Source organism: Mesorhizobium sp. WSM3868, from assembly GCF_002294785.1.
In the GTDB taxonomy this organism is placed as follows: domain Bacteria; phylum Pseudomonadota; class Alphaproteobacteria; order Rhizobiales; family Rhizobiaceae; genus Mesorhizobium.
Map to the genome: position 1 here is coordinate 584,692 of NZ_NSGB01000001.1, position 25,179 is coordinate 609,870.

Below are 25,179 nucleotides of genomic sequence, written 5' to 3' on the forward strand. Positions count from 1 at the left end.
ACTTGCCGTGGGAGATGGCAACAAGCTGGGGATCATGCCAACACACGATCGTTCAGTTTAGCGTAGGGCGGGGCTCCTGCATCGCCTCGGGAGCCACAGAGGCGGGCAACGCCGTCCTGCAGGGACTCGACCTGGGGCTCGAACAGGTGAGGCATGATGTCGGTCAGCATCGGCAACTCGGAAATGCGATGTTGCTGAAGGTAGGCGACGGCACTGTCCCGAGCAGCGCCGGAGGCCCAGATGGCGGTTCCACCACTGGCGAAGTGTTTTTCTTCCGCGATGTCCTTGATCCATAGCCAGGGAGCAAGGCGCTCAGTTCCATCGTTCGATATGCGCCACATTGGAAGATAGTCGCGCGAGAAGGCGACTTCCAATCCGTCCGTCAATTGCCAGAGCCCGTAGGGCAACCAGATGCGCGATGGCACGAAGTCCGGAAGCGCAGTGCGCGGAGTGGCGACCTCGAAGTCGGCCCGCATACCAAATCCCGTGTCGAAGAGCAGGTGGGTGGGCCGGCCGGGATAGCGAAGGTAGGCCAGGGCGGCGGAGTCATAGGCTTTGTATTTCACGACGGTTCCAGGCTTGCCGCGGCCCGGCGGCCCGAAAACACGTCGCCGCCAGATGGAGGCGCGCAGGACCATATGCTCATCGATCGACCACGGCGTCGCTCGCAGTAGACGGGCCCTCGAAACGGCATATTGGACATGGCCGTCCGGAAGGCCAAGGGCATCAGCCAGATCGAGGATCGTGAGAAGCGCGGCATCGAGATCTGGACCATCATGAGCAGCGAGCGCGTTTGGGTGACTAGTGATCGAAAGCTCGTGCCAGTCTCGATAGCCGAGTGCCCGCGCAAGCGCCTCGTGCACCGTTGCGAGCTTCAGTCCGGTCGACGCGCGAACGAGATATTTTGCGGCCTGTTTCGGCCGAGTGAGATCGGGAAAATGCATTCGCATGGAACCGCTCCGGCGGTGCTTCAATGGCGTGTCCACTTGGCCCGCGCACCTTGGAGAGAGGTTCATACGGGGTGATCGTTCATTCCTGCCCGCGGGCTTCGCCAATGTGGACGGCATGGCCGGATCAGCCATGCTCCAGCATAGGCGATTCGAACCTGTCCGCAAGCTACGCCGGTGGCGCGGGCAACCAATCTTGGTGAGGAGCAGCGCGCCGCCCTAATCGACGAGGCGGGTCCGCGCATTGTCGCGGCCGTTGTGGAGCACCGTGAGTCCGCGAGTCTGGGCTATCCGCTGACGGCGGCTGCAGATGTCTCGATTGCGCGGATGACCTCAATGGCCTTTTGCGCAAACGGCTGATCTGCAGTTACACGCCGCAGCCTGCCAAGGTCGCTGCGGTCGCCGTGTTTCGCAATCACGCCAAAGGCGAAATGCAGGTCCCGATCACGAAAGCCTACCCGATGGTACGATGTCGGGGGCAAGCCCTCATCAACCAACTTCCGGCTGACCGCGAGCAGGTCGACCGGAAACACATCCACCAGGTTGAGAGCTAGATAGTTAGGTGGTCGTTCCGCCACATGACTTGCCGCCAGCGGCTCGTTTATTTCTGCGAGACAGCCGATAACACGTTGCGCAGGGAGCGCGTGCAGTTTCTCCCAGGCCGCACGTGCCTGTTCCCTGTCGACGTCGCGGCCGGACTCGGCCGCATAGACCAACGTTCTGATGAGAACCATGCATTGTTGTGCATCGTTCTCAGCCTCCACAACCGGAAGCGGCGCGGCGTGCCGTGCGAGGAAGCGAACCGCCAGGACGAAGGCCGCCAACTCGTCCTGGCTCATCGGATTCGTCTGCGACGGAAGTCGCGCCAGGTTCGAGAACAATGGAGCGTCTGAAGGCTCTTCGTATTCTGCGATCCTTTGCGCCAAGTATCTCACGCTCATGGAATCGCCGATTCCATCAGCCTGAAAGGCGCGACGGTAGAGCAGACGCTGTGTCTCCTCCGGCAGCCCGTAGACCTCCTCGGCATAAATCCAGTCAAACGGGTGATCGAACATCCGCGTGTAGACGCTGAGAGCCTGCTCGCGGATCTCGTCGCTGTCCGCTTCCCCAATCACAGCCACAACCTCGTCGTGAATGGCAGCTCGCTGCCCTTCGCCCTCGTCGTCAAGCGCTCCCAGTATCTTGAGGGCATCGATCACGCTCGAATTCAACGCCCAGTTCGAAGGATGAATCTCGAGGGCGTTGATCGCCTCGACAAGACCAGCTCTCGCCGTCTCCTTGGCGTCCCGGACGAACCCGACGATATGCAGCAGTTCGAGCCGAACATGATAGGGCTCGTATTTCCACCGCGTGCGCAATACCTCGGTCAGCTCAAGCGTGAATCGCGTGACATCCGCTTTGCCAAACAGCTCATGGCGCTGCTTGAGAACGAACAGGAGCTCGCCGGAGGTCAACCCGACAAGAGATCGCATCGCGATCTTCGGTGGCCGATTGCCGATGATATGGGTGAACCTCGTTGCGTCAGCCTGTGTCGCGGCGAGCGTGAAGTTGTGGCGCGATCCGAAGCCATAATAGGCCAGTGCGAACGCTTCACTACGCAAGGCGACGTTGCCCTCACGAGCCGCCTCGGCAAGCCTTGATCGTTCCTCGTGCAGTTTTGTGTCCATTGCTCGGCACAGAACCAGGTATTCCTCGATGCCCGTGCCCTTGGCCGCGCGAACGCCCAAGGCCTGATAGCGGGCTCGACTCGTCGGCGGAGGCTCGATGTGCCCTTCCCATTCGAGGCGCTTGAAGGCCTCACCATTCGTCAGGACCAGCGTGGACTGCGCGATCTGGGCGAGAAGACTAGCGTGGCTGGTCTCAAGAATAGCCCAGGCGGTCACGGTCGCCACGCTACCAAGTTCACCGTCGGCGGCATCGGCAATGATGTCTGCGTCCGTGATTTCATCCAGCACCGCACGGGAAGCGGGCTCCGTGTCGAGAGCGGCGATGATGTCGCGGGCCAGTGGACGAAAGAGCGGCGTGCCCAACTGGACGCCAAGTTTCGCGGGATTCGTCTGCGCCAGCCTGACCAGTTCTTGAGCGGCGCACGTGCTCTGAAAGATTTCGTGACTGAACGACACCCTGCCGCTTCGAGTTTCCAGAACGCCGGCCCGCAGAACTGCCTCGCAATCGTCGAACGTCAGGCGCTGTGCCAGCATGAACTCATCGAAGGCAATCTCCGATAGGGAATAGGCCATTTCGTCGGTGAGGCGCGCCGCGAGCCGTCGAAGGCCCAGCGAACCCGAACGCGCATGTGGACCCAGTCGCGTGCGAATGAATTGGTCAACGAGTTCAAGGCGGGTAACGTTCGGCCGCAGCTCGTTGCCGATTTCACCCACGATGCCCGCCTCGAGCCCGCTCCGCACGCCGCGCAGCACATCCTTTGCCGCCGAGGTCAAGACTCCATGTCCCCGTTCGGCGATGCGTGCCTTCAAAATCTCCGAGGGCTTCCCGACCCTGACACTGCTCAGGCCAGCCAGACCTTCTGGACGGGACTCCTGGCTCGTCACAACGACCCGCGCCTCATACCGCCTTGCGAGAGCCTTGAGTCCCCGCAGCGCTTGTCGCGCATTGTCGGCCGACAGCTCGTTCAATCCGTCGAAGATCAGGATGACCGGTATCCCCAATTGCGTAGCCCGGCGCAGGAATCGCGGATCATAGGAATCAACAAGCAGAGAAATCTCGCGCTGAACCGCCTCCGCCCACGAGCCCGAAAACAGCTTTGCCGAAACGAAGAGGCATATGGCGCCCGTCGCTGTCAGTTGGACTCCCAGCCACTTTGCCATCAGGCTCTTGCCGCACCCGGAGGGTCCCCACAAAAAGCTGCCAGCCTGCTCATTGGTGAATGCGATGAGAGCCTCTGCTTGCTCATCATCTTCCGGGATCCATAGATCGGCATCGGGCTGGTATTCTGCAGCGAATGCCCGCCGATAGCGTTCCGCCCACTCGCTAAATGTCCAGGAACTTTCGGCTGCCAGCGCGGCGTCCACCGTCGTAGCGGTCAACTTCAAGGACCGCGCAAAGCCCTGCCAGGCCGCCAGTGACCATACACTGTCTCCCCTCGCTGCCAAGGCAGCCAGCACCTCGGCAGTCGACCCGATCCGAACCTTGAAGTCGCCCGCAGTGATGGTTGACCCAGCAGGGAGGTCACCGGTCATCGCGACCAACCCATCCGGGTAGAAATCGCCGATGGGCGCCGCCTGAGCCATGGCATCACGCAAACGGTTCTTGGCGTCGAGCGCCTGCTGATAGGGGTTGCGGAACGGCGTCCACTCGCCGGACGGCGACAGCCGCTCCCATGGTCCATTGATCTCGCCGCGAACCGGAAGCTTGGTGGCTTTCGCTTCGATAAGGGCGACGGCATCCTCCGTCGCCACGACGAAGTCGATCTGTCGACCCTTGAGCTGGAAATTGCACAGGACGACTGCCGCCGCCGCGCCTCGCGCCAGATGGTCGACGAGGGCGCGCAGGAAGATACGTTCCGAGTCATGTTCCAGCGGTCCCCCGCAGAAGATCGTCAGTGGGCGTGTCGGGTTCATGATGTGGATTCTACAGCTTCATTGCTGAAAAGCACTCCTCGATGCAGGCCATCATGACCGCACCGACCGAATGCTATCGGCTGTCCATGGCGACATCTTCGAGGTACTGGTGCCACCCGTGCATATTCTCGATGGGTTCGGCCATGATTTCTTCCAGCTGGTCTATCTCTTTCCTGATCTGATCAAACATCTCCAGTGCGGCCAGGGCCGCCCGTTTGGCGCTAAGCGAGCCGGCCCGCTTTCTCCAGCTCTCGAACGGCAACTGCGGGTATCTCGGCTTCCATTTAGGCAGCAGGCGCGCATTGAGATCGACCAACACTTTCGTCCCTCGCGCCATCCCAAGCGCGTCCACATCAAGCGGCTTGGGCGGGAGGCCCTTTGCCTTCAGTGCCTTGTCGCCATCGCGGCGAAAACGAACGATTTCGGCGATCGTGTCAGCTTCGAGTTGGATCGTCCGCAGCGTATCGACAGGGTCGTCTGTTCCCGAGCGTCCCCTGGCGATGATCTCGAAGGCCGATTCCGCCTGCTCGACCCGAAACAACAAATGCGCGCTCAACGCTCGCTCGACCGACATTGGTGGTTGCGGACAAGCCGCGAGCAGCCGATCGCGTAGTCCAGCCATATCGACCTTGGCTCTGCGGTACTTAGTGGTTACCAACTCAGGCAAAAGTCGACGTGCCGCATCACTGACTACTTCAGGTTCCCAGCGCAGATGACGCTGTGCACCGAGGAGCGACTCGAGCAGCCCAGCAGCTAGGCGGAAATAGACGTGTGCGAGCTGCCCGATGATCGGATCGTCGCGGAGCCCGACATGATAGAGCTGGTTCCGATACTCGTGCAGGATTCCCATCGCCCGGACCTGATCGGGCGGAATGTGACCGAGCTCTTTTAGAAACTGGATCTTCCTGTCGAAGGCGCGGCCACGCGCGTCGCTGCGCTGTTCCGGCGTGAGCCGGTGGGAGTTCCCGTGCCGGTCTTCGAACAATACGTCAGCGCATTTTTGATGGCACATCAGCTCAACGCCATTGTCGACGAGGATCAGTGCGATCCGTTCATTGAGCGGGTGATCAATTGTCAGTTCGGCAAGTGCGCGGTCCAGTTGTTCTGCAATGGGAACGATCGATCGCACGGATCTTCTCCTAACGCGCCCCGCAACCGTGACATTACGGCTCGCCGCACCTTACATTATTTGACCCGTCGCATTCGGACAGCTTCAGATAGTCAAAAGGAGTTCGCGTCCTGAACAACCCGCTCCCAATTGAGCTAGTATCCGCCGTCGACGCGTTGTGGCGTCACGATGGTCCGGTAGCAGGCAATCTATATGCCTCCCCCGCTTTTGTGAGGCTTCGGGAAACCTGCCAACGGCTCTATCAGTCAGCGGGATCGAAGGACGCCGTGAACTTCGCCCTCAGCCACGCCCTCCACGGCCTCGGCTATCGCTGGAGCGATGGCGCACCAGCTCGCTTTGCTGTCTCCCCGGCTATCGCAGCGGCCCGCCTTGACCAAGCCTTCAGGCAAACCGAAGCGCGCCTGGTCCATCTCTGTCCGCTTGATCTCGGCGACGAGGTCCCCGAATTGCGTTTTGGACCCAATGCCATTCGAAACTTCACGGCAGAAGAGCTGGACGATCTCCTCGACACCGATGGGTTGTCGCGAAAACGGCCCGGCTGGCGTTTCGACAGCCAGCGCTTCAGCCGGTTTGCCTGGCTTGTCGTCGAAGAGATCGTGGTCCTCCCCGGAAAATCTGGCGGCCGCGTCCTCCCCGGACTGTTCGCCGATCTGCGACAGGATTTCGGGCGGATCGGACCGCACAAAAGGCACTTTCCCGCTCCGGTCGAAGCCGCGCTCTTCGCGCTACTGACGGCCTCCTGGGAGGAAGTCACCAGCTATTCCGACTTGGATTGGCGTCCCTTTCGCGTGCCATGGGTCCATACGCTGTCGGACGACCTGTTTGCGCGCCGAGCGACGCCGCCCGATGCCGACACATTGTCGTGGGAACCGGACTTCTACGAAGATGAGGACGGTGCCATGGTGGAGCTTGAACGACCTGCGCGGTTGCCCCTGACCGACGGTGCGATCCCCCAAACAGCCTATCTGGATGATACAGCCTGGACTGAACTCTCGGAAGCTCGACGTTCCCCGCTCTTTCATCGCCCGATCGAGCACTTCGTGATCCGGGCGTTCGCGAGCGATGGGATCGACGAATTTCTCGCGCATGTCACCGTGATCGAGGCAGCGCTAGGACAACCAATCGATCATGACTCCAGGAAGCGCCCGAAAATCAGCGGACAACGGCGTCAGGGCGCGACCGCCCGGGTCGCATGGCGCTTGGCGGCGCTGCTGGACGACGCCTCCGCCGGCGAGCGATACCTCGCGCTTTTCAAGGAGAGGAGCGACTTCCTCCATGGCCAGGCGATGCAGGACATACCAAGCCAAGTGCGACTGGACGCTCGACGGCTTGCGCGTCGATGCGTGTGTGCCTTGATCGGCGCAGCAACCTCACCGTCGCCTCCAGAAAACCAGGATGCCTTCCTGAACGAGCTATTGCAGCGCGGTTCGTCGCAGGCTTCGGGCTAGAACGCCATAGATGACGGCTTCGACACGCGCATATTGGATTGGAGGTTCGCTGTGACAGAAGATGTCGATCTGGCCAATGTTGGCGCAGCGTCCGAGAGGTTCTTTCGGCTCTACCGGACGCATTGCGTTTCGCCGAGCCGCGACACACTGTTCTCGCTCCTTGAGGCGGCACACAGTCTCAATGATTGACTGAAGGTCGGAGCGGCCGTCGATTTCTTGACGTCCAGGAATTTGCTGCCCTCAAGTGCCTCCGCAACTACTTCCACCATCAACAGGAACTGCGGCACGTCGTCAGACTCATTCCGATCGGCGGCTACCCGATAACGACGGATCTGATGACGATGTGCCTCGTCCCACGCGGGAACGTCGTCGCGGCGATACAGACGACAAAGCGATATCATGAGGAGGCTCGGCAGGCCTGCCATCAGATGTTCCATTGGTATGGTCCGGTCGTGAACATCAACCGCGCTCTGTTCAACTTTGTCGTCGCTGCCTATGAGCGCCTGAGGGATCGAGGCGTCCCCCTGGCGGGGGAAGCCGTTGAGGAATTCGCAGCCAGCTATTGCTATGAAGAAGAGAACGACCTTCCACATGTTGTCGACGGCAGGCTTGCTGCATCGGCTGGCAGCATCGACCAGCTCCTGACGGACATTATGAAATCCACGCCGAGCCGCGACGCGGCTGGGAATCCTTGAACTATGCGCTCCAGGCGCGCACTGCGGTGCAGCGCTGCACGATGTCCTCGACTGCCAGCGCGAGCAGCTTGCTGTCGGCCTCGGTCCCTTTCATTTCCGCGAGCACCTTCTCGGCTGCCGGGATCATGCGCTCGGCCATATCGAGCAATTGCCGAAGCACGAAGCGGGGACGGAAGTCGGTATCCTTGGCGAAGGCTTCCCAGTTTTCCGGCGTCAGCGTGAGCGGATCACGATTGCCCCCGACGAACTCGCCAGCCGCGGACGCTGCTCCTTGTAGAAGGACCGGAAGGCGGCGGCGTTGTTGACATCATAGAGCTGACTGAGCTCGATGCGATCGAGCCGATAGAGCAGTGAGTAGTTCTTGGCGTGGGCGTCCGGGTTGCCAACCAGGAACTGGAAGATCGCGCGATCAAGAAGTTGCGTGCGGGCCGTGACGACATCGGTGACCTTCTTCATCAGCTCGAAGCATTCCTGCCAGCCCGGCCCGCCATCCTTTTCGTACTTCTGCCGTGGAAACCGCCCGAGCGCCTGGCAGAAATCCTCCTGATGCAAGCGACGGAAAACCTCTTGCCCATTCACGCCGACACGGTCGTATCGCCGGATCACCATATAGGGCGTGTCCTTGACCACTCGGATGGTCGAGAACGGCACCGGAATGCCGACAGCCGCGGCTACGCGCAGGCAAAAATGCTCGACGCGGATCGAATCCGGCAAACCGTCAATGTCGACCTTTAGGATGTGAGTGCTCGGCGTGCGCCCTCTCGGCAGCGCGATCCTGCGATCGACGACGCCGACCCCCGCCTTGTGATGGACGCCGGCAAGGGACAGCCGCAGCTCCCCGTCGGCGTCGATGAACAGCGGCCGCCGCGGCAGGGCCTCGATGTATTCGGCAAGCCGATCATCGTCCAGCACGTCCCACTTCGTCTCGACATTCTCGTCGGCGATCACCTCATCGTCGAGCGGCATAACGGTGACCGCGCCCGGGCAATCGCGGCCGAGCTGGTAGAGCAGCGCGTAGTCGTCGGTGGCATCGACCTGCAGATAGCCAGAGCCTCGCGCGTTGCTGAGAGTCCGGCAGCAGCCCATCGAAAAACGGACCGGCGCGATCATGGTTGTAGGGATCTGGCGAGAGAGGTAGCGCCAGAGAAAGCGGATGGCGCGGCAATTGCGTGCGCTCAAGCCAGCCCGGCTCGTAGCGAAAGGACAAATCGCCATCCCTGGCAACGTCGAGGACGCCAACAGGAAGACCGTAAAGGCGGATGGATGCGGGCATCAGAATTCGGATCCTGCGTCTGCCGGGTCACTCGCCGAGATTGTCGCCGGCGAGAACGCGATCGTCACGCCCAGCAACACCAGCACCTTGAGCACGATCGACATTGGCGGATCGACGCGGCCACGCTCGAAATCGCTGACCCATTTCTGCGAGGTCGCCGTAAGGTCAGCGAGCTGGCCTTGGGTCAGGCCGCGACGCTTGCGCTCCTCCCGCAGAAAACGGCGAACGTCGTCGACGCTCCGAATGTGCATGTTTGACATCCTATGAACGCTCAGTGATAAAGCGGTTAGTATCGAACAAATATCACCGACTGGTGAAATTTCAAGGCAACGAGCGGAAAAATAACCGTTCGGTGGTATCTCTCCGCACCAACCGGGCTATGAACGTCGCTGTGGGGTAATCATGCGCAAGGTTGGCGACATTGCTGTCGAGGGCAACGAGACGCTCTGGAAGTACTTCCGTCTCGAGCGCTTCCTTTCAACGCTCGCCGAGAGCCGGCTCTATTTCGCATCGGCCAACCAGTTCATCGATCCGTTCGAAGGCGCCGTCGCCGTCCAGTTGAACGTGCCGCCGCCTGATCCGCGCTATGCCGAAATGGAAAGCGTGGAGCACGCCTTCTTCCAACTGAAGCGGTTGACCAAGATAAGCTGCTGGCACCGCGCCGCCTACGAGAGCGATGCGATGTGGAAGCTCTACGCCGGAGAGCACAAGGGTATCGCCATCTGCACGACGCCCGATCGCATGCGCGCCGCCTTCAAGCCCTTCCGTCTCAAACCGGAATATGGCGTCGAAGATCTGTGGAGTGGTCCGGTCCAATATGTCGACCTGACCCAGATTCGGATGCGCGGCGTCGCTATGCTCGACCGGTTCTTTTTTAAGCACAGGGCCTTTGAATGGGAGCGGGAGTATCGGCTCGCAATCTCCGTTCGCATGGCCGAGGAATTTGGCGTCCGGGTTCCCGAACACGGCATCCTTGTCGACGTCGATCTTCCCACCCTGATCGACCGCATCGTGCTCGGCTCGACCATCACCGAAACCGAGCGCGCCACCGTCGCTCAACATGTGGCAGCCGCGGGGCTCAGCGATCGCCTTGAGCTTTCCACCCTTCTGGGCAAACCCCGCTATGTCTGAAACCCAGCGAACGGGAGTCGGGGCGAGGCGAGACCCACCAGAATGATATTCTATTCAGACACCGCTCTAACGATCTCGGAAACGTTGCAGACCAACGCGATCGTGTGGATCCACTCGCTGCCGGAACAGGAGATGGGGCCAAGCCGGCGCATCCTCGAAGACCTTGAGGGCCTCGCCATTGCCGGCGGTTTCCCCGTCATCGCGTGTGCCGTCCGAGACCGCGCCGAACTGAAGGATCTGTTCAGGCAGCTGACGACGGAGGCCGAGCAGGGGTTGAGGCCCGTGCTCCACGTCGATGCTCACGGAACGGTTGCCGACGGCCTCCTGCTTGCGCCGAGCGGCGATCGTATTGGCTGGAGCGAGATCATCGAGGATCTGCGGGCCCTCAACGTTGCAACAGCCAACAATCTCACCTCCATCTTCGCACTGTGCTTCGGCCTGCATCTCTACAAGCAGGTGAGCCTGAAGCGACCCGTGCCGGCCTATCTCTTCTGCGCGCCGGCTGAGGAAATCAGCGTCGGCTTCCTCGAGGCGCAAACCCTGGCCTTCTATCGGGAGATGAACCGCACCTCGAATGTGACGGCCGCATTCGCCGCAACTCTCGGCGGGGGCATGCAGTCGTTCCATTGCCAGGGTTTGTTCCTGCAATCGCTGTTGCGATACATCCGAACCTACTGCATCGGGCGCCTGCGGCAGGATCGGCTGGAGCGCATGGTCACGGCCGTTCTGCAACGTGACGGCATCGCAAACCCTTCCAGCGCGCAACTGAAACGGGCTCGGCGCGAGATACGCGAAGCTCTCAAACCAGGCCAGAAGGTGATCGATGTGTTCGCGCCATCCTTCCTGGTCGGCCGCGCGCCGGCCTTCAGCTACGCCGATCTCGACCGGATATTGAAGCGCTCTGTCCGCGCCCGGTAATCTCAGCCGCGCCTGGCATCAAGCTGAGCGCTGAGCGATCTCAGGCTCGGATCGCGATGGACGACCCGAAACCAGCCGGATGACCGTTCGCCAAAGCGCTCCACCATCACTTGGCTCATCCCACGCCTCACCTGCCGATCAACATAGAGTTCGACCCGCAACATCCCGGTGTCGCCAGCGACCTGGGCCAGCAGATCGACCTGCCCGGTTCTTGCCGTCAGGCCTTCGCCGCTCTCGTCGATCTCTTCAATCGCCAGTGTGCAGTGATCGAGGGAACCAAAGATGACGAGGTGCGTCCCCGCGGGCATGCCCGATCGCGGTGGAGGCGCGTTCCCCATCTGGCCGAGCTCGACATGGGTCTCGACGCTGCGCAGGTCCTCATCCTTCCCTAGGATCTCGCGTGCGAAGTCGAACGCATCGGTGTCGGCATAAAGATAGCCGGCGCTTTGCGAGACCTGGAGGCCATTGAGGTAGCGCACCATGTCGCCATCGATGGCGATCGGCTCACCGGACCGCAGGCCATCCCGATAGCGGATCATTCTTGCCCTGCGCTCGGGCTCGAGATCCGCGCTCGCAGCCAGTTCGTAACGCTGGACAATCGTCGGGCAATGCAGGGCAAGCGTCAGGCCAGGCGAAACCGGCAGCATCACCATAACGCCCGGCGACTTGAGCCCGACATCTCCATAAGGGAAGGCGTTGATGCGGCTGACCGGATGGTCCGAGATGATGAAGCGATGCTCTCCGTCGCTCGCGTAGAGGGCGGGATGAAGACCAAGCAGCGCCACGGTGTGACCTTCTCGTTCAAGGAACGCCTTGACGGCACCAAGCCTCACTGCCGCGTCAGAGGGCATGGCCATGTGCGGATCGGCATCCGGGTCATAGCCGACCTGGCGCGTCATCTCCCGCAATTGGCCTGCCAAATGCTTTGGTCCCGTGCGGCTGAAATGCGTCCGCAGCATCTGGGTCGCGAAGAAATCAGCCAGGGCAATACGATCATCCGCCGTCATCCATGCCAGCGAGCGTCGCGATACCATTTCGGCGACGAGGCGGGCCGAACGCGCGTCGACCTCCTGGAACAGGTCCTCGAAGTTCCATTTGGTATCGCCCAGGCTCACCGTATTGAAGTCGTTCTCGGAACCGGCATTGGCAATCGAGGTCAGAAACGACCGGTCGGACCGCTTGGCGAAAACATAGATGGAGCGCCGTTCTGGATCGGCGGCAAAGTGCCGAAGCTGGGCCTGCGGAACGAAGTGATGCTTTTTGGATGGTCGACTCATCGTTCTCTGCCGTGATGCGCGGTCTTCAGCGCAATTGATCGTTCAGAGGCCTTCGGAAGCCCTCAATAGCGCTAAACTCCGTTTTGCCGCCGATGACCGGCAATGTCACGCCGCATCTGGAACGGGCAGCCGCGATCAAGTTTGGGGCCGCGCCGCGAATCCGATTGACTCATTCCCATCGAATAGAACACATAGGGAACATATCAACCCGAAAATCCATTGGGGACTGTTTGAGAGTGATTATCCATTGGTCAGGCGGCCGCCAGCCCTGCCATCGCTGCGCTCGCGAGCGAATCGCACGCCTCGAAGGTGGGTCGGCGCGCAATCGTACAACACTGCCGTTCGGCGGGGCCTCCATCGACAAGGTCCTGCCGGGAGGCGGGCTGGCGCTCGGGGCGCTGCATTAGGTGGCGGGCGGCCTCAACGGGGCGATCGATGGGGCGGCCGCAGCGCTCTTTGCCGCCGGCATCGCCGCGCGCACCAGGGGCAAGGTGCTCTGGTGCGTCACCCGGCAGGATCTCTTCGCGCCGGCGCTGGCCCAGGCCGGGCTGCTGCCCGGCCGCGTCGTTTATGTCGAGGCCGGCGACGAGGCCTCGGTGCTCGCCTGCTTCGAGGAAGGGCTTCGCCATGTTCGAGGCAACCGCTGCTGATGTCGAAGAACTGCTTGCCGGCCTGGACGCCGCGCTCGGCAGCATGAGCAATGACGAACGCAATCGAGAGTTCGTCGGCATCCTGCATGAGACTGTATTCGGCTCCTTCGGAAAATCCTGCGTCCGCGCCGATATTCATCGGCTATTCAATGCTGATCGAGAGTCAATTGAGTGGCAAAAGCGAATCGCCGCAAGCGTTTGCGAGGGAATGGACCGATTAAATGCGAACCTTGCCCGGCTCACTAACCACGCGTCGGCGTCGGGAGATTTATGAACGTTCCTGCGGCTTCAAGGAAACCACTTTACCGATCGCCGACACACAGTTGTCGAACGTCAGCATAGATTTCGACACATCCCCTTGCTGGTTACTTCCAGAGAACCATGATCGCGCCATACGTCGCCGGTCCGAGGTCGACACCTTTGTGGCATCGCGTCGGAGACTACAGCTCGCACGATTGAAGCGTCCCGCGCGCGTATTCGTGCAACTCGATCATCTGTCCTAGCGCGGGTGTGCTATTCGTCCGTGACGGCGACAGCTTCGAGATCGCTGTCGTCGGCAAATCCTGGCATGACGTTACCTGTGAGCAGCTTTTCTTTTGACAGCAGTCCAGCGTCTTCCAGTGCCTCGAAATCCGGCAGCTGGCGCAGCGTGTCGAGCCCGAACCGCGACAGAAAATTCTTCGTCGTCACATAGGTGTAGGGCGCGCCCGGTTGCGGGCTGCGCGGCCCCGAGGCGATCAGCTCCTGCGCGCGCAGCACGCCGATCAGGTCGCGCGACACCTCCTTGCCGAAGAAGGAAGACAGTTCCGCGCGGGTGATCGGCTGGAAGTACGCAATACACATCAGCACGAGCGCCTCGGATTGCGACAGCTCTTTTTCGCCCCTGCCGCCTTGCTGGCCGAATGCGGCGTGGATGGTGTCTCCAAAGGCCTTCCTGGTCCGGTGCTGCCAGCCGCCGGCGACCGCGACCAGCTCGTAGGGGCGGCCGGCGAGCTCGGCGCGAATGTCGTCGATGATCAGCTCGATGTTGCAGTTTCTTCCCACCACCCGCGCGAGGACACTACGCGTCACCGGTTCGCTGGCCGCAAAGACCACGGCTTCGACGCGGCCCATCCATTCACGCCAGCGCAGCTCTGGCGGCAGATGCTCCAACTCGGTGTCGAGCAGCGTCGGCTGATCATTCGGCTTGCGGCGGGCGGACGCTTCGCTCATCGCTACAGCCCAAACAGCCGGAAGCTGGGACGGCCGGAGAGCTCGCGCACGGCGTCCAGTTGTTGCAAGCGCTCGAACAGGCGTCGCGCCGCAAAACGCGACATGTTTTTCGTTGTCAGCGATCCGGCGACAGCATCTTCATTCAGAAGCAAAAAAATCACGTCGCCGGCGCCCTTGGCGCGCATTTTGGCGCCACCGACAAGAGTTTTTCCGCGCGCCGCGAAACCTCGCCGGCCAGCCGGCAGGCATCCGCCGCCGCTTGAACCAGCGCGACGTAGACCGCGCGCTCAAAACTCTTTTCGCCGGGTCGGGCGCGCCCGCCACCGGCCCCTGTGCGGAAGGCTGGAGCAAAAGCCTGGGCCATCAGCAGCGGCGGCGGCTCCGGCCAGCGCAGGCTTTGCGCCAGCACCAGGTCGGCCAGCCACCAGGCAAGCAGCTCGGCGTCGGGGCGCATGGCGACAACGTGGGTCGCGATCGCCGCGGCGGTGAATGGCGCCGGCCGCTGCGAGCCCGCCAGTTTTTCGATCTCCGTGCCAAGATCGGCGAGCGCCGCGCCTTCCCAATGGAGGCCAAGCAGGTCGACGATCTTTTCGAGCCGACCGGCGCTGGCGAGGGCCGGCTGCACGGCCAACTGCCGCCAAGCCCCAAGGACGGCGCCGGCCGGACCGGGATCGGCGCCGGCGGGACGCAGATGCCAGGCGTCGCGCAAGGCGGCTTCGTCCTCGGCGCGGCCGGCGAGCCGCATGCTGGCGGCCGCGCATTTTAGCGCCAGCCTCTGCCGCCAGGCGCCGGCCCAGGCGGGCCGCGCCCGGGCAAGCGGGTCGAGCGAAGCCAAGGCGGCGCCGGCCAGGAAGGCGGCGTCGGCGTCGCTCGGGCCGCTGCCGCCAGCGAGCGCCCAGGCCGGGACTGTCGGCGTCGCGATGGGGCTGGCGGGCAAGGGATTGGCAGCGAGGGGATCGAGGCCAATCATGTGTTCGAGGGTAAAGTGCTCGTGCGCTTTGCGCCATGAAATTCGCACCAAAACGCACAGCCTGTCGGCGCGACAAAACGAATGATAATGTTGCCTTACCAGTCGTTTAACTCTACTTCTTCCACTCGCAATAGGTTAGCATCGTTCTCCGGGCGCATCCGGACGTCCGTAGATGACAGCGGCCGGAAGCCGCCCCAGCCAAATCATCACAGCGCCCGCCCAATCGAACATGAAATCATACCGGGCGGCGTACTTGCACGGGGTGGGCCAACGTTGCACGCTGCAACTGGAGCAGGCGAGTGAAAGCGCACATGAATCGGGGGGCTCCAATATTTTGGCATTGCTTTAATCGATTATAGTTGTGAAGAGCAATTTCAGCCCGTTTACTTGCTGCTCAAGTCGCGGATAAAAGAGGTAGCACCGATTCGGTAGCTTATCCCCTGTCTTTCGCGTACTCGCGGTCGTGGCGCCGCGTGGACGATTGAAGACCAACGGTCTCACCAGCAGGTGGGCACGAGGGGGCGGGATTGGCAAGCCACAGGAGTAGGACAATGTCGAAGGATTCAGGTAAGACCGATAATCACGGCGGCGGGCCAGGCAAGATCGAGATCACGGTGGTCGTGAACGGCCAGCCCACGCAGGTCGAAGCCAATCCCAACCAGCCGCTGCACGTCGTTCGTACCAAAGCCCTTGAAAACACGCAGAACGTCGCCCAACCGCCCGAGAATTGGGAATTCAAGGATGAGGCCGGCAACTTGCTTGACGTCGACAAAAAAGTTGGCGATCTCGGTTTCGCGAATCCTGTGACCCTGTTCCTAAGCCTGAAGGCGGGTGTTGCAGGTGCCTGAACTCCAAGCTGTGGACCCGGAGGTCTCCCGAGCGAAGTTTGATCGTGAGATGGGCCGGTTCCGGCCATATGCAGATGCCTATCGTGCTCAAGGCTGCTTCCTGATCGAGGCGAGCTTCCCGAGCGCCTTCTTCATATTTGCACCGCCGAAGATAAAGCCACAGATGATCGGTGCAGCTGTCGAGATCGACTTCTCCAACTTCGACCTTCGACCTCCTTCGGTGGTCTTCGTAGACCCGTTTACCCGTCAGCCAGTTGCCCGGAAGGATTTGATGCTTAGAATGCTGAGACGTCCTGCGTTGCCGGGAACTCCTCCGGAGATGATCCCAGCCCTGATCCAGCAGAATGCTGTGGCCTTGACGGACTTCATCCAGGCCAACGGCCCCGAAGACCCCCCATTCCTGTGCATGGCGGGTATCCGCGAATACCACGATAACCCAGCCCATTCAGGTGACCCATGGCTACTTCATCGGGGTTCTGGCGAAGGCTGTTTGGCCTTCATTCTGGACAAGATCATCAAATACGGAATCAATCCTGTAGAGCAGTTGCAGATTCATCTCCAACCGACCGTCGTGGGAATGGCGGTGTCGCCTCAGGCGATACCGGAATGACTGAATTGAAAGATGTAGCGACCGTGACTCTCCCGCGCGGCTGCATCTCGACCACGCATGCGCATCTGCGCTCAGTTGGTCGCGAGGGCAATGAGGGGATGGCGCTCTGGGTCGGCGTTCAGCAACACCGGCAGTTTGCCGTAACAGAGACGGTTATCCCGGCGCAGCGTCACATTCGGACAAGCGATGGCGTTTGCGTGATAGTTCCGGCCGAAGAACTGCACCGGCTCAATGTCTGGCTCTACAAAAGCGGCCTGAAACTGTTGGCCCAGATTCACAGCCATCCGGGCCGCGCCTACCATTCGACGACCGACGACGCTTATGCGGTTGCTAGCACGGTTGGGTGTCTGTCGCTGGTAGTGCCGAATTTCGCCCGGGAGCCTTTCGATCTTGCTCGCGTCGCTGCCTACCGACTTGACGCGAAGGCGAACTGGAATGAGGTCGCGTCCACGGCCCTGATGCGAATGATCACGATAACGAGCTGACGATGGCCCTTGCAAACTTCATCGACCGCGCTGCCACGGCGGCATCTCAGGTGCTGGCCGACTTTCATCTGGGCGACTTTAAAGCCGCTCTTGAAAAGCAGGTCGTGGCAGTCGCGTTCGACAATCAGGCGGCTTCCTGCGCCGAAGGCGCGGCGACGCTGGATCTTGCGGTGAGATTGCTCGCCAGGCTCTACCCAGTTCTGGCGATACTCCCGCTGGACAGCGCGGCAAGCTGTCAAACCCAAGCGCTGGAGCGCTTGGCAAAGTCGATCAATCCAAAAGTCGGCATCCGGCGTTCCGGCAAATCTGCCACCGTCTGCGTAGTTGCAGGGGTAACGCGCCCATCACTCCGGTGCCCAACCTTTTTCATGGGATCGGACGGTTGGTCGGCCAAGCTGTCGCTTACGGACCCGGTGGGCTCTGGCTCAAGTTTGCTGCCCTATGGAGCTGGCGCCGCCGGTTGCTTCGGCGCCGCCAATGTCTTTCGAACCATTTTCGCCGCCCAACTGACCGGCGCCGAGTTGGACGAAACAATTGACCTCTCGTTATACAGCTACGACAAGACCAAAGCCGGCGAGGCAGGCCCGATCGATTTCCCTGTCGACCTTGGCGAAACGCACCTCGTTGGGCTCGGCGCGATAGGCCACGGCACGCTTTGGACGCTAGCGAGACACCCCGGCCTCTCGGGTCGCCTGCATGTAATCGATCCCGAAGCGATCGAACTCTCAAACCTGCAGCGCTACGCATTAGCCGGCCAGGCGGAGATAGGCATGTCCAAGGCGGTCCTTGCAACCACCGTCCTTCGATCGACCGCCCTCGATGTCGAGGCGCACCCGGTGAAGTGGGCAGAATATGTTGCGCGCAGGGGCAATTGGGTCTTCGACCAAGTGGGTGTGGCGCTTGACACCGCCGCCGACCGTCTCGCTGTCCAAGGTGCTCTGCCCCGATGGATCGCGAATGCCTGGACCCAGGAGCACGATCTCGGAATCTCGCGGCACGGTTTCGATGACGGCCAGGCTTGCCTTTGTTGCATGTACATGCCGTCGGGGAAATCCAAGGACGAGCACCAGCTGATTGCCGAGGAACTCGGAATACCGGAAGCACACGAGCAGGTAAAAACGCTGCTGCAGACCAATGCCGGAGTTCCCAACGACTTTGTAGTTCGGGTGGCTACTGCGATGGCTGTGCCGTTTGAACCGCTAGCCCCGTTTGTTGGCCAGCCCTTGCGCTCCTTTTATCAGCAAGCGATCTGCGGCGGTCTGGTGTTCGAGCTTAGCGATGGAAATCGCCTCGTTCGAACCGTGGTTCCGATGGCCTTTCAGTCAGCGCTTGCCGGGATTATGCTTGCCGCGGAGCTGGTCAAACATAGTGCGGGTTTTCCCATGAGCGCTACGACGAGCACTCGGGTGAATCTTCTGCGCCCCCTTGGCTCTCATTTGCATGATCCGAAGGCCAAATATTCCAGCGGCCGCTGCATCTGTAGCGACGGCGATTTCATCGCCGCGTACAGGCGCAAATATAGCAAGAACGTTGAGCAGCTAAGCTATGTCTCCGGCTCCTAAGCAGACGCGGACGTCTCCCTTGCCCCAGAGCGGCGGCTTGTGCGCGTGAGATGTCGGCGCCACTATGACACGCTTGGCCCACTCCTTTGCCGGCCGATCGCCCAGGAAATCCCGTCCCCGCGCATGATCCCGGAAACCTCCTTGCCGATGTGTCGCTCTAGCACCGGTCGCCATGGCACCAGTGTGAACTCGCGCGACTTCTCGATCACGCCATATTTGCCGCTGGCAAGCTCGACGGAACGGCGGAGCGTACCCTGTACTCGTTCTCCGGATCGCGCTTCAGCATAGGGCAGACGAAGTTCCTCCGACAGTTGGCCGGCAACACGGTGCAACTCACGCTGCCGCAGGATCGAAAGCATGTTGGCGCGGTAGACGATCCGATCCTGCTCTACGCGCGCGAGGCCTTGCGCGATCAGCCAGTGCCGCCTGCTGGCTTGCGCCTCCCGGACCTCATGCCCGAAGCCTGAGTTGCGCAACCGCTCTGGTCCGTCGGCAACCAGTTCCCGGTCGAGCCAGGTGGCACCTTCAAAGCTGACTTGGTGCTCCAGCGGCATTGATGACAGCCTGTCGACAACGACAGGCTCGACCCTGGCCCGCTGGCGCTCGTATTCCACGACACGATCGAGATGGTCCGGCGCGACCAGCCAGGTGCCGTTCGGCTCTCGCTCGATGCCGCCGGTCGCGCGGCGGATTGCCTCCAGCCGCCGGACATGCGTTTGCGCAAAGCTCTGGGTGGCGGATGGCTCATGCTTCAGGTGGATATCAGCGTCGTAACGGCCGCCATGGGCTGCGGCGATCTCGGCGACAGTACGGTCGACCTGCCTCGGCTCGGTGCTCCTCGGGGTGGCAAGCACGATGCAGCCTTCTGGCATCGGTTCGGTGGCCTCACCGTTGCCGATGTCGATCCAATGGCTTTTACCGTCAACTCCGTCGACGAGAAGATATTGCCGGTCATTGATTTCGTCGGCGAGCCCGCGAGCGACGACGCGGCCGACGACGGGCTGGGCCGGCTCACCGGATCGATCGTGGATCACGCAGTCGGCGGCACTGCGCGCGAGCCCCTTGCCGGCCAGCTCGCGATGCATGGTCTTGATGATGTCGCCGCGATCACCGATACGCCGCAGGGTGGCTTCCAGCTCGCCGTCGAGTCGCCAGGAGCCAGCGCCGACGTCCTCGGCCAGACCCATGCGCTCCAGCTTGCGAAGCCTGCCCTGATGCAGCGTCTGGCGAAAGGTGTCGCGGCCGTTTGTCGAAACAAGACCGTCATCGTGACGCGTGCGCAGCAGTTGCCGGTCGATACTGGTGAAGCGTTCCTGCTCCATTTCCTGGCGCAGGCGCTGCTCGATCTCGCGATCGGTGAGTGGACCGAGATCGAGGCTGACCAGCTCGGCAGCGCGCTCGCGGATGCCGCTCGAAATATACTCACGGGCGATGACGAGGTTCTCCCCGCGGTCGTCCTTGCCACGCACGATGATGTGGCTGTGCGGATGACCGGTGTTGAAATGGTCGACGGCGACCCAGTCGAGCTTGGTGCCGAGGTCCTCTTCCATCTGAGCCATGAGGCGCCGAGTCAGCGGCTTGAGGTCCTCATACTCGATGCCATCTTCGGCTGCGACGATGAAGCGGAACTGATGGCGGTCGCCATCAGTGCGATCGACAAACGCCTTACCATCGATGCGGTCGCTATCGGCGCCATAGAGGTCGCCAGGTTCGCCTTCGCGGGTGACGCCGTCGCGCTGAAGATAGCGCAGATGCGCACGCGCCCCGTCCGCGCCCTTGCCGGCGAGCTTGACGAAGCGGGCCTTGACGACGACCCGCCGCTGGCGGAAGGCGGCATACCGGTCGCGGGATTTGAGGAGTGCTGCGGCCGCCCCTCCCCGCCCTGCCCGGCTTCCGGTGAAGCGACCATCGCGTTGCAGCCGGCCGCCGGCCCTGTTGATCGCTGTCCGGATCTGGCTGGCGAAGCGTTTGCCTGCTTTCGATCCGCGCGACCCGATCTTGCCGAGCTTCGGCCTGAATTCATCGTCCTGCATGTCGGCCTCCGGAATCCAAAGCTAGATCAACGGTTTAGGCGCCGCAGCCTCCTGGCCCCGCCAGCTGCCTCCTCGAAAAACGATGTGCAGACAAAGACTTGACCGCCTCCCGGAGGCGGTACCTTTATCTTGCCTTACGCGCACTGCCCTTGTCGCGCGCGCACAGCCTCCAAACTCCTAGCCATCCGGCTCCTTCGGCCGCATGTCATCCTTGCGAAGCGGCACGAGCAGATCGCCGTTTCGCGTGCCGGCGCGAACACCGTCGTGGAGGAAGAACAGCGAGCGCCCCGAGGGTGCCTTTCGCCTCTCCGGAGCGACAGATTCGCCCTTGAATTGTTTCATGTCGGTGGCCGAAATCCCCGCCGCCCTGAGCTGATCGAGGTAATCGACGGTCTCTTTCGGCAATGGCTTGCCGTGCTTCAAATGCCCTTTGTAGCGCTCGGGGCCTGCGTTGTAGGCGGCGAACAGGCCGGGGAATCCGAAGCGGTCATACATGGCTCGGAGATAGGCGGTGCCGGCGAGAATATTGTCGCGCGGATCGTGCGGATTTGGGCCGAGACCATGGGCCACGCGCATCTCCGCATAGGTGGCGGGCATCACCTGCATGAGGCCAATGGCGCCGGCGCGAGAGGTGATGGGGCGGCCGTCGCGCATGGTGTTGCCGCCGCTTTCGGCATCCATGACGGCGTAGATCCAGGCCTGCGGAACACGAAATCGCCGGCTCGCTTCGGCTACGAACTGCTGCCAGTTTCGAAGCTGCGGACTTTGGGAGATGGCGACCGGCTCGGCGCCGGTCGAGGCGGAACAGGCGCATGGCGCGGTGGCGATCATGCCTAACATCAGGAGGGTCACTCGGTCCATAGCGGCACGAGCCTCCCGAGGATTTTTTGGGCCGGCACCGGCCCGAAATAGCGGCTGTCGAAGGAGCGATTGGTCTCGCTGCCGAGCAGGAACACCTCGGACTTCGTGAGTGCCCGGCAGCCGTTCCACCATGGCAAGGGCCGGCCTTGGGCGTCGATCTTGAGCCGGCGCGCGACGATGTCGCCGCCGATGATGATGGCGTCATGGAAGGCGCAGACATGCTCGCCGGGCAGTGCGGCAAGGCGTTTGACGAGTTTCACATTGACAGGCAGATAGCCGCGTTGGGCCGCCAGATACGCCACGTAATCAGGCGGGCGGACGAGCACCAGATCGCCCAGCGCCGGCGTGCCCGCAGCGATTCGATAGAGGCCGATCGGCACGCTAGCCGAGGCGTTCCAGACCAGCCAGGGCGTGGGTTTTGCGAACGTGGTGAAGCCTAAAAGGCTGAGGCCAATCGTGGCAATGGCGATCGTCTTGCGGGCGCGAATGCGGCGCAGGCCGGAGCCGATCATGCGCAGAAAAGGACGCCGGGTCATGAGCGGCCCCCATCGTCGGCCGGCGTGGAACCGGCTTCGGGAGCGCCGCAGTGCGGATGGCCTTTCGACCATTCGTCGAGCTCGTCGATGTGATAGCGGACATAGCGGCCGTGCTTGCGGAATTTCGGGCCGCTGCCCTTGAGCCGCATCTTTTCGAGCGTGCGCTGGGAGAGGCCGATATAGAAGGCTGCCTGCGCGGTATTGAGAAAGGGGCTGCCCTTCTTGGCGCGGGCGGCGCGTTCGTTTTCGTCGTCCATGATTGTCCTCGTATCGCTTAAGGAGAAGCGACGGAGAGGATGGGCGAGCGAGGTCGCTGCGGGGACGGGCGAAGAGTCGGGGGCGAGTTTTCGCCGCTCTTGTCAGATGAGCCCCGCGCCGGTCGCGGCGCGGGGCTCGGAGCTCCGCCGTTTAGTCGACGGGGTTCCAGATGATGGCGTAGGTGTCGTCATCGTCCTGGCCGGCGGCGCGGCCGAGATTGGCGTAGAGCTTGCGTGGACCGAACTCCGGGGCGGCAATCGACAGGCTCACATAGTCCTTGCCGGAAGCTTCGCCCATGCGGATCCAGCCGGCGCCGACTTCGACGCCTTGCGTCAGCACCCGGAAGTCTGGATGATTGTCGGCGGTCTTGCCCTGGTTGGGCACGATGTCGATGTCGGCACGGACGCTGAGCGTCTTGAGCTGGCCCTTGTAGCCGCCGTTTTCCTGCTTGGTGACGTATCCGATCGCGGTCATGTTAGTCTCCTGTTTTGCTGTCGCCGGGGACCATTCCCCTGCGATGGCGGACCGTGATGGGCGCGTCCGGCCCGCCTGAACCCGACAGGGCCGCAGCGACAGCGCAGGACCCGAGCGGGCGGCTTTTTTGGAGCGAAGCGGGCGCGAGGAAGCCGCCATAGGCGGCGGGGAAAAAAGCTGCTGGCCGAGGGTTTCGGGCGGGTCGGAACCGCCCATAGGTCGACAAGCCAACCGCAGGGAAATGGTCCTGAAAGACGCTTGGGGGACAGATCGCGCGATCGGCTGACACGATCCCCAAGCAACATGGCGGGTACCGGGCTTGGCACGGGTTCAGACACCGCAGCCAGCGACGACGTACCTACCCGAGTGGCGCCTCGGCGAGCATTCTGGCCTGGCACAGGGCTGGCGAGGGCATCGATTTGCGTCGGACCACCACATGCAGTGCGCGCTTCAAAAATCGCGAAAGTGCAACCGGTTCTGCCCGAGAGGTGCCCCAAGCGGCGGCTTTCGAAATGCCGCCGCTTGGGGCTTGGCCGGTCACTCCGACACGAACAGGTGCCGGACCTTGGCCCACTGATCGGCGGTGCGGAAGCCGCCGCGCGCTGTGTAGCTTTCGGCGGGGAATTTCATCCAGCGCGGCAGCCAGCTTTCCACCTTCTCTCGGCCGTCCTCGCCGGCAAGGAAGTCGCGGATGATCTTCTTTTGCGTCTTGACCTTCTCCAAGACATTGCCGTCGGCGACAGGCTTGCCGCCGATGTCGGCGAGCATGGCATTGGCGACTTCCTTGTCGCGCAGTAGCTCGAAGAACGCCTCGTCCGCTTGCCAGAAAGCAGCCATGTCGACGTTCAGATTATGCCCAAGCGCCTCAATGACGGCGCTGCCGGCCTCGAGCGTCTCGGCCATGACAAGGCTGAGAACGCGCAAGACATCGTCATCGGAGAGCGCCAGCAAGCGGGCAAAGACGCTGGCGAAAGCAAGGGCGTCGACGTGGCCGCCGGTGAGCGGGCCATCATCGTTCGCTTGCCCAATCAGCGCCAAAACCTCACACCGCTTTTCGGCGAAGGCGGCTTCGGTCTTGCAGGTGGCGAGGCTGGCGGCGACCGTCTCGTTCGCCGCGCGCTGCGGCTCGCGGCGCACCTGCCACAGGCTTGAACCGGAAATCGCATGCGCCACCATGAGGCGCATTGCGATGGCGGGATGATCGAGCAAGGCGGTGCGCACGGCACCGTGACGATGCAGATCGACATAGTTCTGCATCGGGCCGGTGAGTTCAGGCCGCGACGGCTTGAGGACCTGTTCGTCCGGCTCTCCGCCCTCGTCATCGGCGCGGGCGCGCCGCGCTTCCTTGCGCGAAAGCCAGCCCTCGTGACACTCGACCTCGCCGCGATGCGAGACGGTGATGACGACCTTGCCGCCCTTCTTCTTTGGCGTTTTCTCGTGGTCCCAGGAATGAAAATACTGCCCCGGTTCGAGCACCGTCACTTCGCTCCATCCAGCCTCGATATAGGCGTCGCGTCTGGCGGCGATCGCCTCGTTCTGCTTCAGCCAAAACACGTCGGCATCGGCAAAATAGCTGTCCTCGCCGAACAGATCGGAGACGACCATGCCCGGATAGTCCTCGATGGCGAACAGCGCCACCTTGATGGAAATCGACTGGCCGCCGAACAGCCATTGTTTCAGCTGGTAGCCGCGCGGCGCGTATTGCTCGGGGTCGGCATAAAGCGCCAGCCAGTCCTTCTGCTGCGCTTTCGAAGCCATGGTGAGATAGCGCGCCGTCTCGGCGTCGATCTCCTCGCCGCGGTATGCTTCGCGGATCTTGGGGAGAAGCTCGCCGAGTGCCAGGATGCGCTTCACCTGAAGCTCGGTGATGCCGAAGGTGGCGGCGATGTCGGCAATGGAGCGGCCTTCTTTGATCAGCCGCGAGAAGGTTTCCCATTGCGAGACCTCGTCGGGGTCGAGGCGAGCGATGTTTTCGATGAGCGAGGCTTCGAGCGCATCGGCGTCGTCGCCGTCCTCCATGATGGCGCAGGGCAAGGCGTGGCTCTCGCCGCGCTCGTCTGCGAGCGACTTGGCGGCGAAATAGCGTCGCCGGCCGGCGACGATTTCGAAGCTTTCCGGCGTCCCGTTGGGCCGCACAAGAAGCGGCACGAGAACGCCGCGCGCGCGAACGGACGGCAGGATATCGGAGATGTCCGGCGCGCGTTTGCCGTGGCGCATGTTGAGGGCGGAAATGTTGAGCCTATCAAGCGGAATATGAGCAAGCTGCATGATCTGTCTCCTT

General features: G+C 62.1%; 24 protein-coding genes and 2 pseudogenes. 10 read left to right on the plus strand and 16 right to left on the minus strand.

Annotation, left to right across the window (positions count from 1 at the left end; translation table 11 throughout):
- Positions 1-32: 32 nt before the first annotated feature.
- From CK221_RS02615 to CK221_RS02625, 3 genes are all read right to left on the minus strand, one after another.
- Positions 33-950 (minus strand): hypothetical protein, encoded by a 918-nt coding sequence (locus CK221_RS02615; protein WP_095776568.1) that lies wholly within the window; start codon positions 948-950, stop codon positions 33-35.
- A gap of 284 nt (positions 951-1,234) precedes the next feature.
- Positions 1,235-4,528 (minus strand): NERD domain-containing protein, encoded by a 3,294-nt coding sequence (locus CK221_RS02620; protein ID WP_095776569.1) that lies wholly within the window; start codon positions 4,526-4,528, stop codon positions 1,235-1,237.
- 73 nt (positions 4,529-4,601) lie between these two features.
- Positions 4,602-5,657: a hypothetical protein gene (locus CK221_RS02625; RefSeq protein ID WP_095776570.1), complete on the minus strand. Its 1,056-nt coding sequence runs from the start codon at positions 5,655-5,657 to the stop codon at positions 4,602-4,604.
- 266 nt (positions 5,658-5,923) lie between these two features.
- Here CK221_RS02625 and CK221_RS02630 point away from each other — a divergent pair, with 266 nt between their 5' ends.
- Positions 5,924-7,105: a hypothetical protein gene (locus tag CK221_RS02630; RefSeq protein ID WP_143749015.1), complete on the plus strand. Its 1,182-nt coding sequence runs from the start codon at positions 5,924-5,926 to the stop codon at positions 7,103-7,105.
- Positions 7,106-7,215: 110 nt separating this feature from the next.
- Here the strand turns inward: CK221_RS02630 and CK221_RS30655 are convergent, their stop codons facing one another.
- A complete protein-coding gene (locus CK221_RS30655; RefSeq protein ID WP_245420468.1) occupies positions 7,216-7,542 on the minus strand; it encodes a hypothetical protein in 327 nt (108 codons plus the stop codon).
- A 15-nt stretch (positions 7,543-7,557) separates the two neighbouring features.
- Here CK221_RS30655 and CK221_RS30660 point away from each other — a divergent pair, with 15 nt between their 5' ends.
- Positions 7,558-7,800 (plus strand): hypothetical protein, encoded by a 243-nt coding sequence (locus CK221_RS30660; protein ID WP_245420466.1) that lies wholly within the window; start codon positions 7,558-7,560, stop codon positions 7,798-7,800.
- A 1-nt stretch (position 7,801) separates the two neighbouring features.
- On the opposite strand, the gene CK221_RS29585 is transcribed toward CK221_RS30660, so the two are convergent.
- The 3 genes from CK221_RS29585 to CK221_RS02650 all read right to left on the minus strand — a co-directional run bounded on the left by CK221_RS29585 (position 7,802) and on the right by CK221_RS02650 (position 9,324).
- Positions 7,802-7,939 (minus strand): type II toxin-antitoxin system HipA family toxin, encoded by a 138-nt coding sequence (locus tag CK221_RS29585; protein ID WP_141245929.1) that lies wholly within the window; start codon positions 7,937-7,939, stop codon positions 7,802-7,804.
- 74 nt (positions 7,940-8,013) lie between these two features.
- Complete coding sequence (locus CK221_RS02640) at positions 8,014-8,979, minus strand: HipA domain-containing protein (protein WP_245420464.1); 966 nt, start codon at positions 8,977-8,979, stop codon at positions 8,014-8,016.
- 93 nt (positions 8,980-9,072) lie between these two features.
- Positions 9,073-9,324, minus strand: a complete 252-nt coding sequence (locus CK221_RS02650) for a helix-turn-helix transcriptional regulator (protein ID WP_170954332.1) — start codon at positions 9,322-9,324, stop codon at positions 9,073-9,075.
- Positions 9,325-9,475: 151 nt separating this feature from the next.
- Here CK221_RS02650 and CK221_RS02655 point away from each other — a divergent pair, with 151 nt between their 5' ends.
- Positions 9,476-10,204, plus strand: coding sequence for a DUF2971 domain-containing protein (locus CK221_RS02655; RefSeq protein WP_095776575.1), 729 nt, complete (start codon positions 9,476-9,478; stop codon positions 10,202-10,204).
- A 42-nt stretch (positions 10,205-10,246) separates the two neighbouring features.
- Positions 10,247-11,122, plus strand: coding sequence for a hypothetical protein (locus tag CK221_RS02660; protein WP_141245928.1), 876 nt, complete (start codon positions 10,247-10,249; stop codon positions 11,120-11,122).
- A gap of 2 nt (positions 11,123-11,124) precedes the next feature.
- Here the strand turns inward: CK221_RS02660 and CK221_RS02665 are convergent, their stop codons facing one another.
- The gene (locus CK221_RS02665; protein WP_095776577.1) at positions 11,125-12,399 is read right to left on the minus strand and encodes a DUF4238 domain-containing protein; all 1,275 of its coding nucleotides are present in this window, start codon (positions 12,397-12,399) and stop codon (positions 11,125-11,127) included.
- A 242-nt stretch (positions 12,400-12,641) separates the two neighbouring features.
- Here CK221_RS02665 and CK221_RS02670 point away from each other — a divergent pair.
- Both CK221_RS02670 and CK221_RS02675 read left to right on the plus strand, forming a co-directional pair.
- A pseudogene (locus CK221_RS02670) lies at positions 12,642-13,028 on the plus strand (damage-inducible protein); the annotation flags it as partial.
- Positions 13,027-13,323: a hypothetical protein gene (locus CK221_RS02675; protein WP_095776578.1), complete on the plus strand. Its 297-nt coding sequence runs from the start codon at positions 13,027-13,029 to the stop codon at positions 13,321-13,323. The pseudogene CK221_RS02670 and the gene CK221_RS02675, both read left to right, overlap by 2 nt.
- Before the next feature lie 239 nt (positions 13,324-13,562).
- Here CK221_RS02675 and CK221_RS02680 read toward each other — a convergent pair whose 3' ends face one another.
- Positions 13,563-14,261: an SMC-Scp complex subunit ScpB gene (locus CK221_RS02680; RefSeq protein ID WP_095776579.1), complete on the minus strand. Its 699-nt coding sequence runs from the start codon at positions 14,259-14,261 to the stop codon at positions 13,563-13,565.
- Between the two features lie 2 nt (positions 14,262-14,263).
- Positions 14,264-15,231, minus strand: a pseudogene (locus CK221_RS02685) (DUF1403 family protein).
- 551 nt (positions 15,232-15,782) lie between these two features.
- Here CK221_RS02685 and CK221_RS02690 point away from each other — a divergent pair.
- From CK221_RS02690 to CK221_RS02705, 4 genes are read left to right on the plus strand one after another with little or no spacing between them, the layout of a single operon-like run.
- The gene (locus CK221_RS02690; RefSeq protein WP_095776580.1) at positions 15,783-16,079 is read left to right on the plus strand and encodes a DUF2604 domain-containing protein; all 297 of its coding nucleotides are present in this window, start codon (positions 15,783-15,785) and stop codon (positions 16,077-16,079) included.
- Positions 16,063-16,689, plus strand: a complete 627-nt coding sequence (locus CK221_RS02695; RefSeq protein WP_245430565.1) for a putative metal-binding protein — start codon at positions 16,063-16,065, stop codon at positions 16,687-16,689. The genes CK221_RS02690 and CK221_RS02695 overlap by 17 nt, the downstream gene beginning before the upstream one ends.
- A complete protein-coding gene (locus tag CK221_RS02700) occupies positions 16,686-17,174 on the plus strand; it encodes a Mov34/MPN/PAD-1 family protein (protein ID WP_095776581.1) in 489 nt (162 codons plus the stop codon). Before CK221_RS02695 ends, CK221_RS02700 begins: the two co-directional genes overlap by 4 nt.
- Positions 17,175-17,176: 2 nt before the next feature.
- Complete coding sequence (locus CK221_RS02705; protein ID WP_095776582.1) at positions 17,177-18,736, plus strand: E2 ligase fold family C protein; 1,560 nt, start codon at positions 17,177-17,179, stop codon at positions 18,734-18,736.
- A gap of 62 nt (positions 18,737-18,798) precedes the next feature.
- Here CK221_RS02705 and rlxS read toward each other — a convergent pair whose 3' ends face one another.
- The 6 genes from rlxS to CK221_RS02735 form a co-directional block, all read right to left on the minus strand.
- Positions 18,799-20,769, minus strand: coding sequence for a relaxase/mobilization nuclease RlxS (gene rlxS / locus CK221_RS02710; protein WP_095776583.1), 1,971 nt, complete (start codon positions 20,767-20,769; stop codon positions 18,799-18,801).
- 177 nt (positions 20,770-20,946) lie between these two features.
- Positions 20,947-21,630: a lytic transglycosylase domain-containing protein gene (locus CK221_RS02715; RefSeq protein ID WP_095776584.1), complete on the minus strand. Its 684-nt coding sequence runs from the start codon at positions 21,628-21,630 to the stop codon at positions 20,947-20,949.
- Positions 21,618-22,142, minus strand: a complete 525-nt coding sequence (locus CK221_RS02720) for a S26 family signal peptidase (protein WP_245420462.1) — start codon at positions 22,140-22,142, stop codon at positions 21,618-21,620. The genes CK221_RS02715 and CK221_RS02720 overlap by 13 nt, the downstream gene beginning before the upstream one ends.
- A 20-nt stretch (positions 22,143-22,162) precedes the next feature.
- Positions 22,163-22,423 carry a helix-turn-helix domain-containing protein gene (locus CK221_RS02725; RefSeq protein WP_095776586.1) on the minus strand — a complete coding sequence of 87 codons (261 nt, stop codon included), beginning with the start codon at positions 22,421-22,423 and terminating at the stop codon, positions 22,163-22,165.
- Positions 22,424-22,574: 151 nt separating this feature from the next.
- Positions 22,575-22,898 carry a DUF736 domain-containing protein gene (locus tag CK221_RS02730; RefSeq protein ID WP_095776587.1) on the minus strand — a complete coding sequence of 108 codons (324 nt, stop codon included), beginning with the start codon at positions 22,896-22,898 and terminating at the stop codon, positions 22,575-22,577.
- Positions 22,899-23,435: 537 nt separating this feature from the next.
- Positions 23,436-25,166 carry a ParB/RepB/Spo0J family partition protein gene (locus tag CK221_RS02735; protein WP_095776588.1) on the minus strand — a complete coding sequence of 577 codons (1,731 nt, stop codon included), beginning with the start codon at positions 25,164-25,166 and terminating at the stop codon, positions 23,436-23,438.
- Between the last annotated feature and the right edge of the window lie 13 nt (positions 25,167-25,179).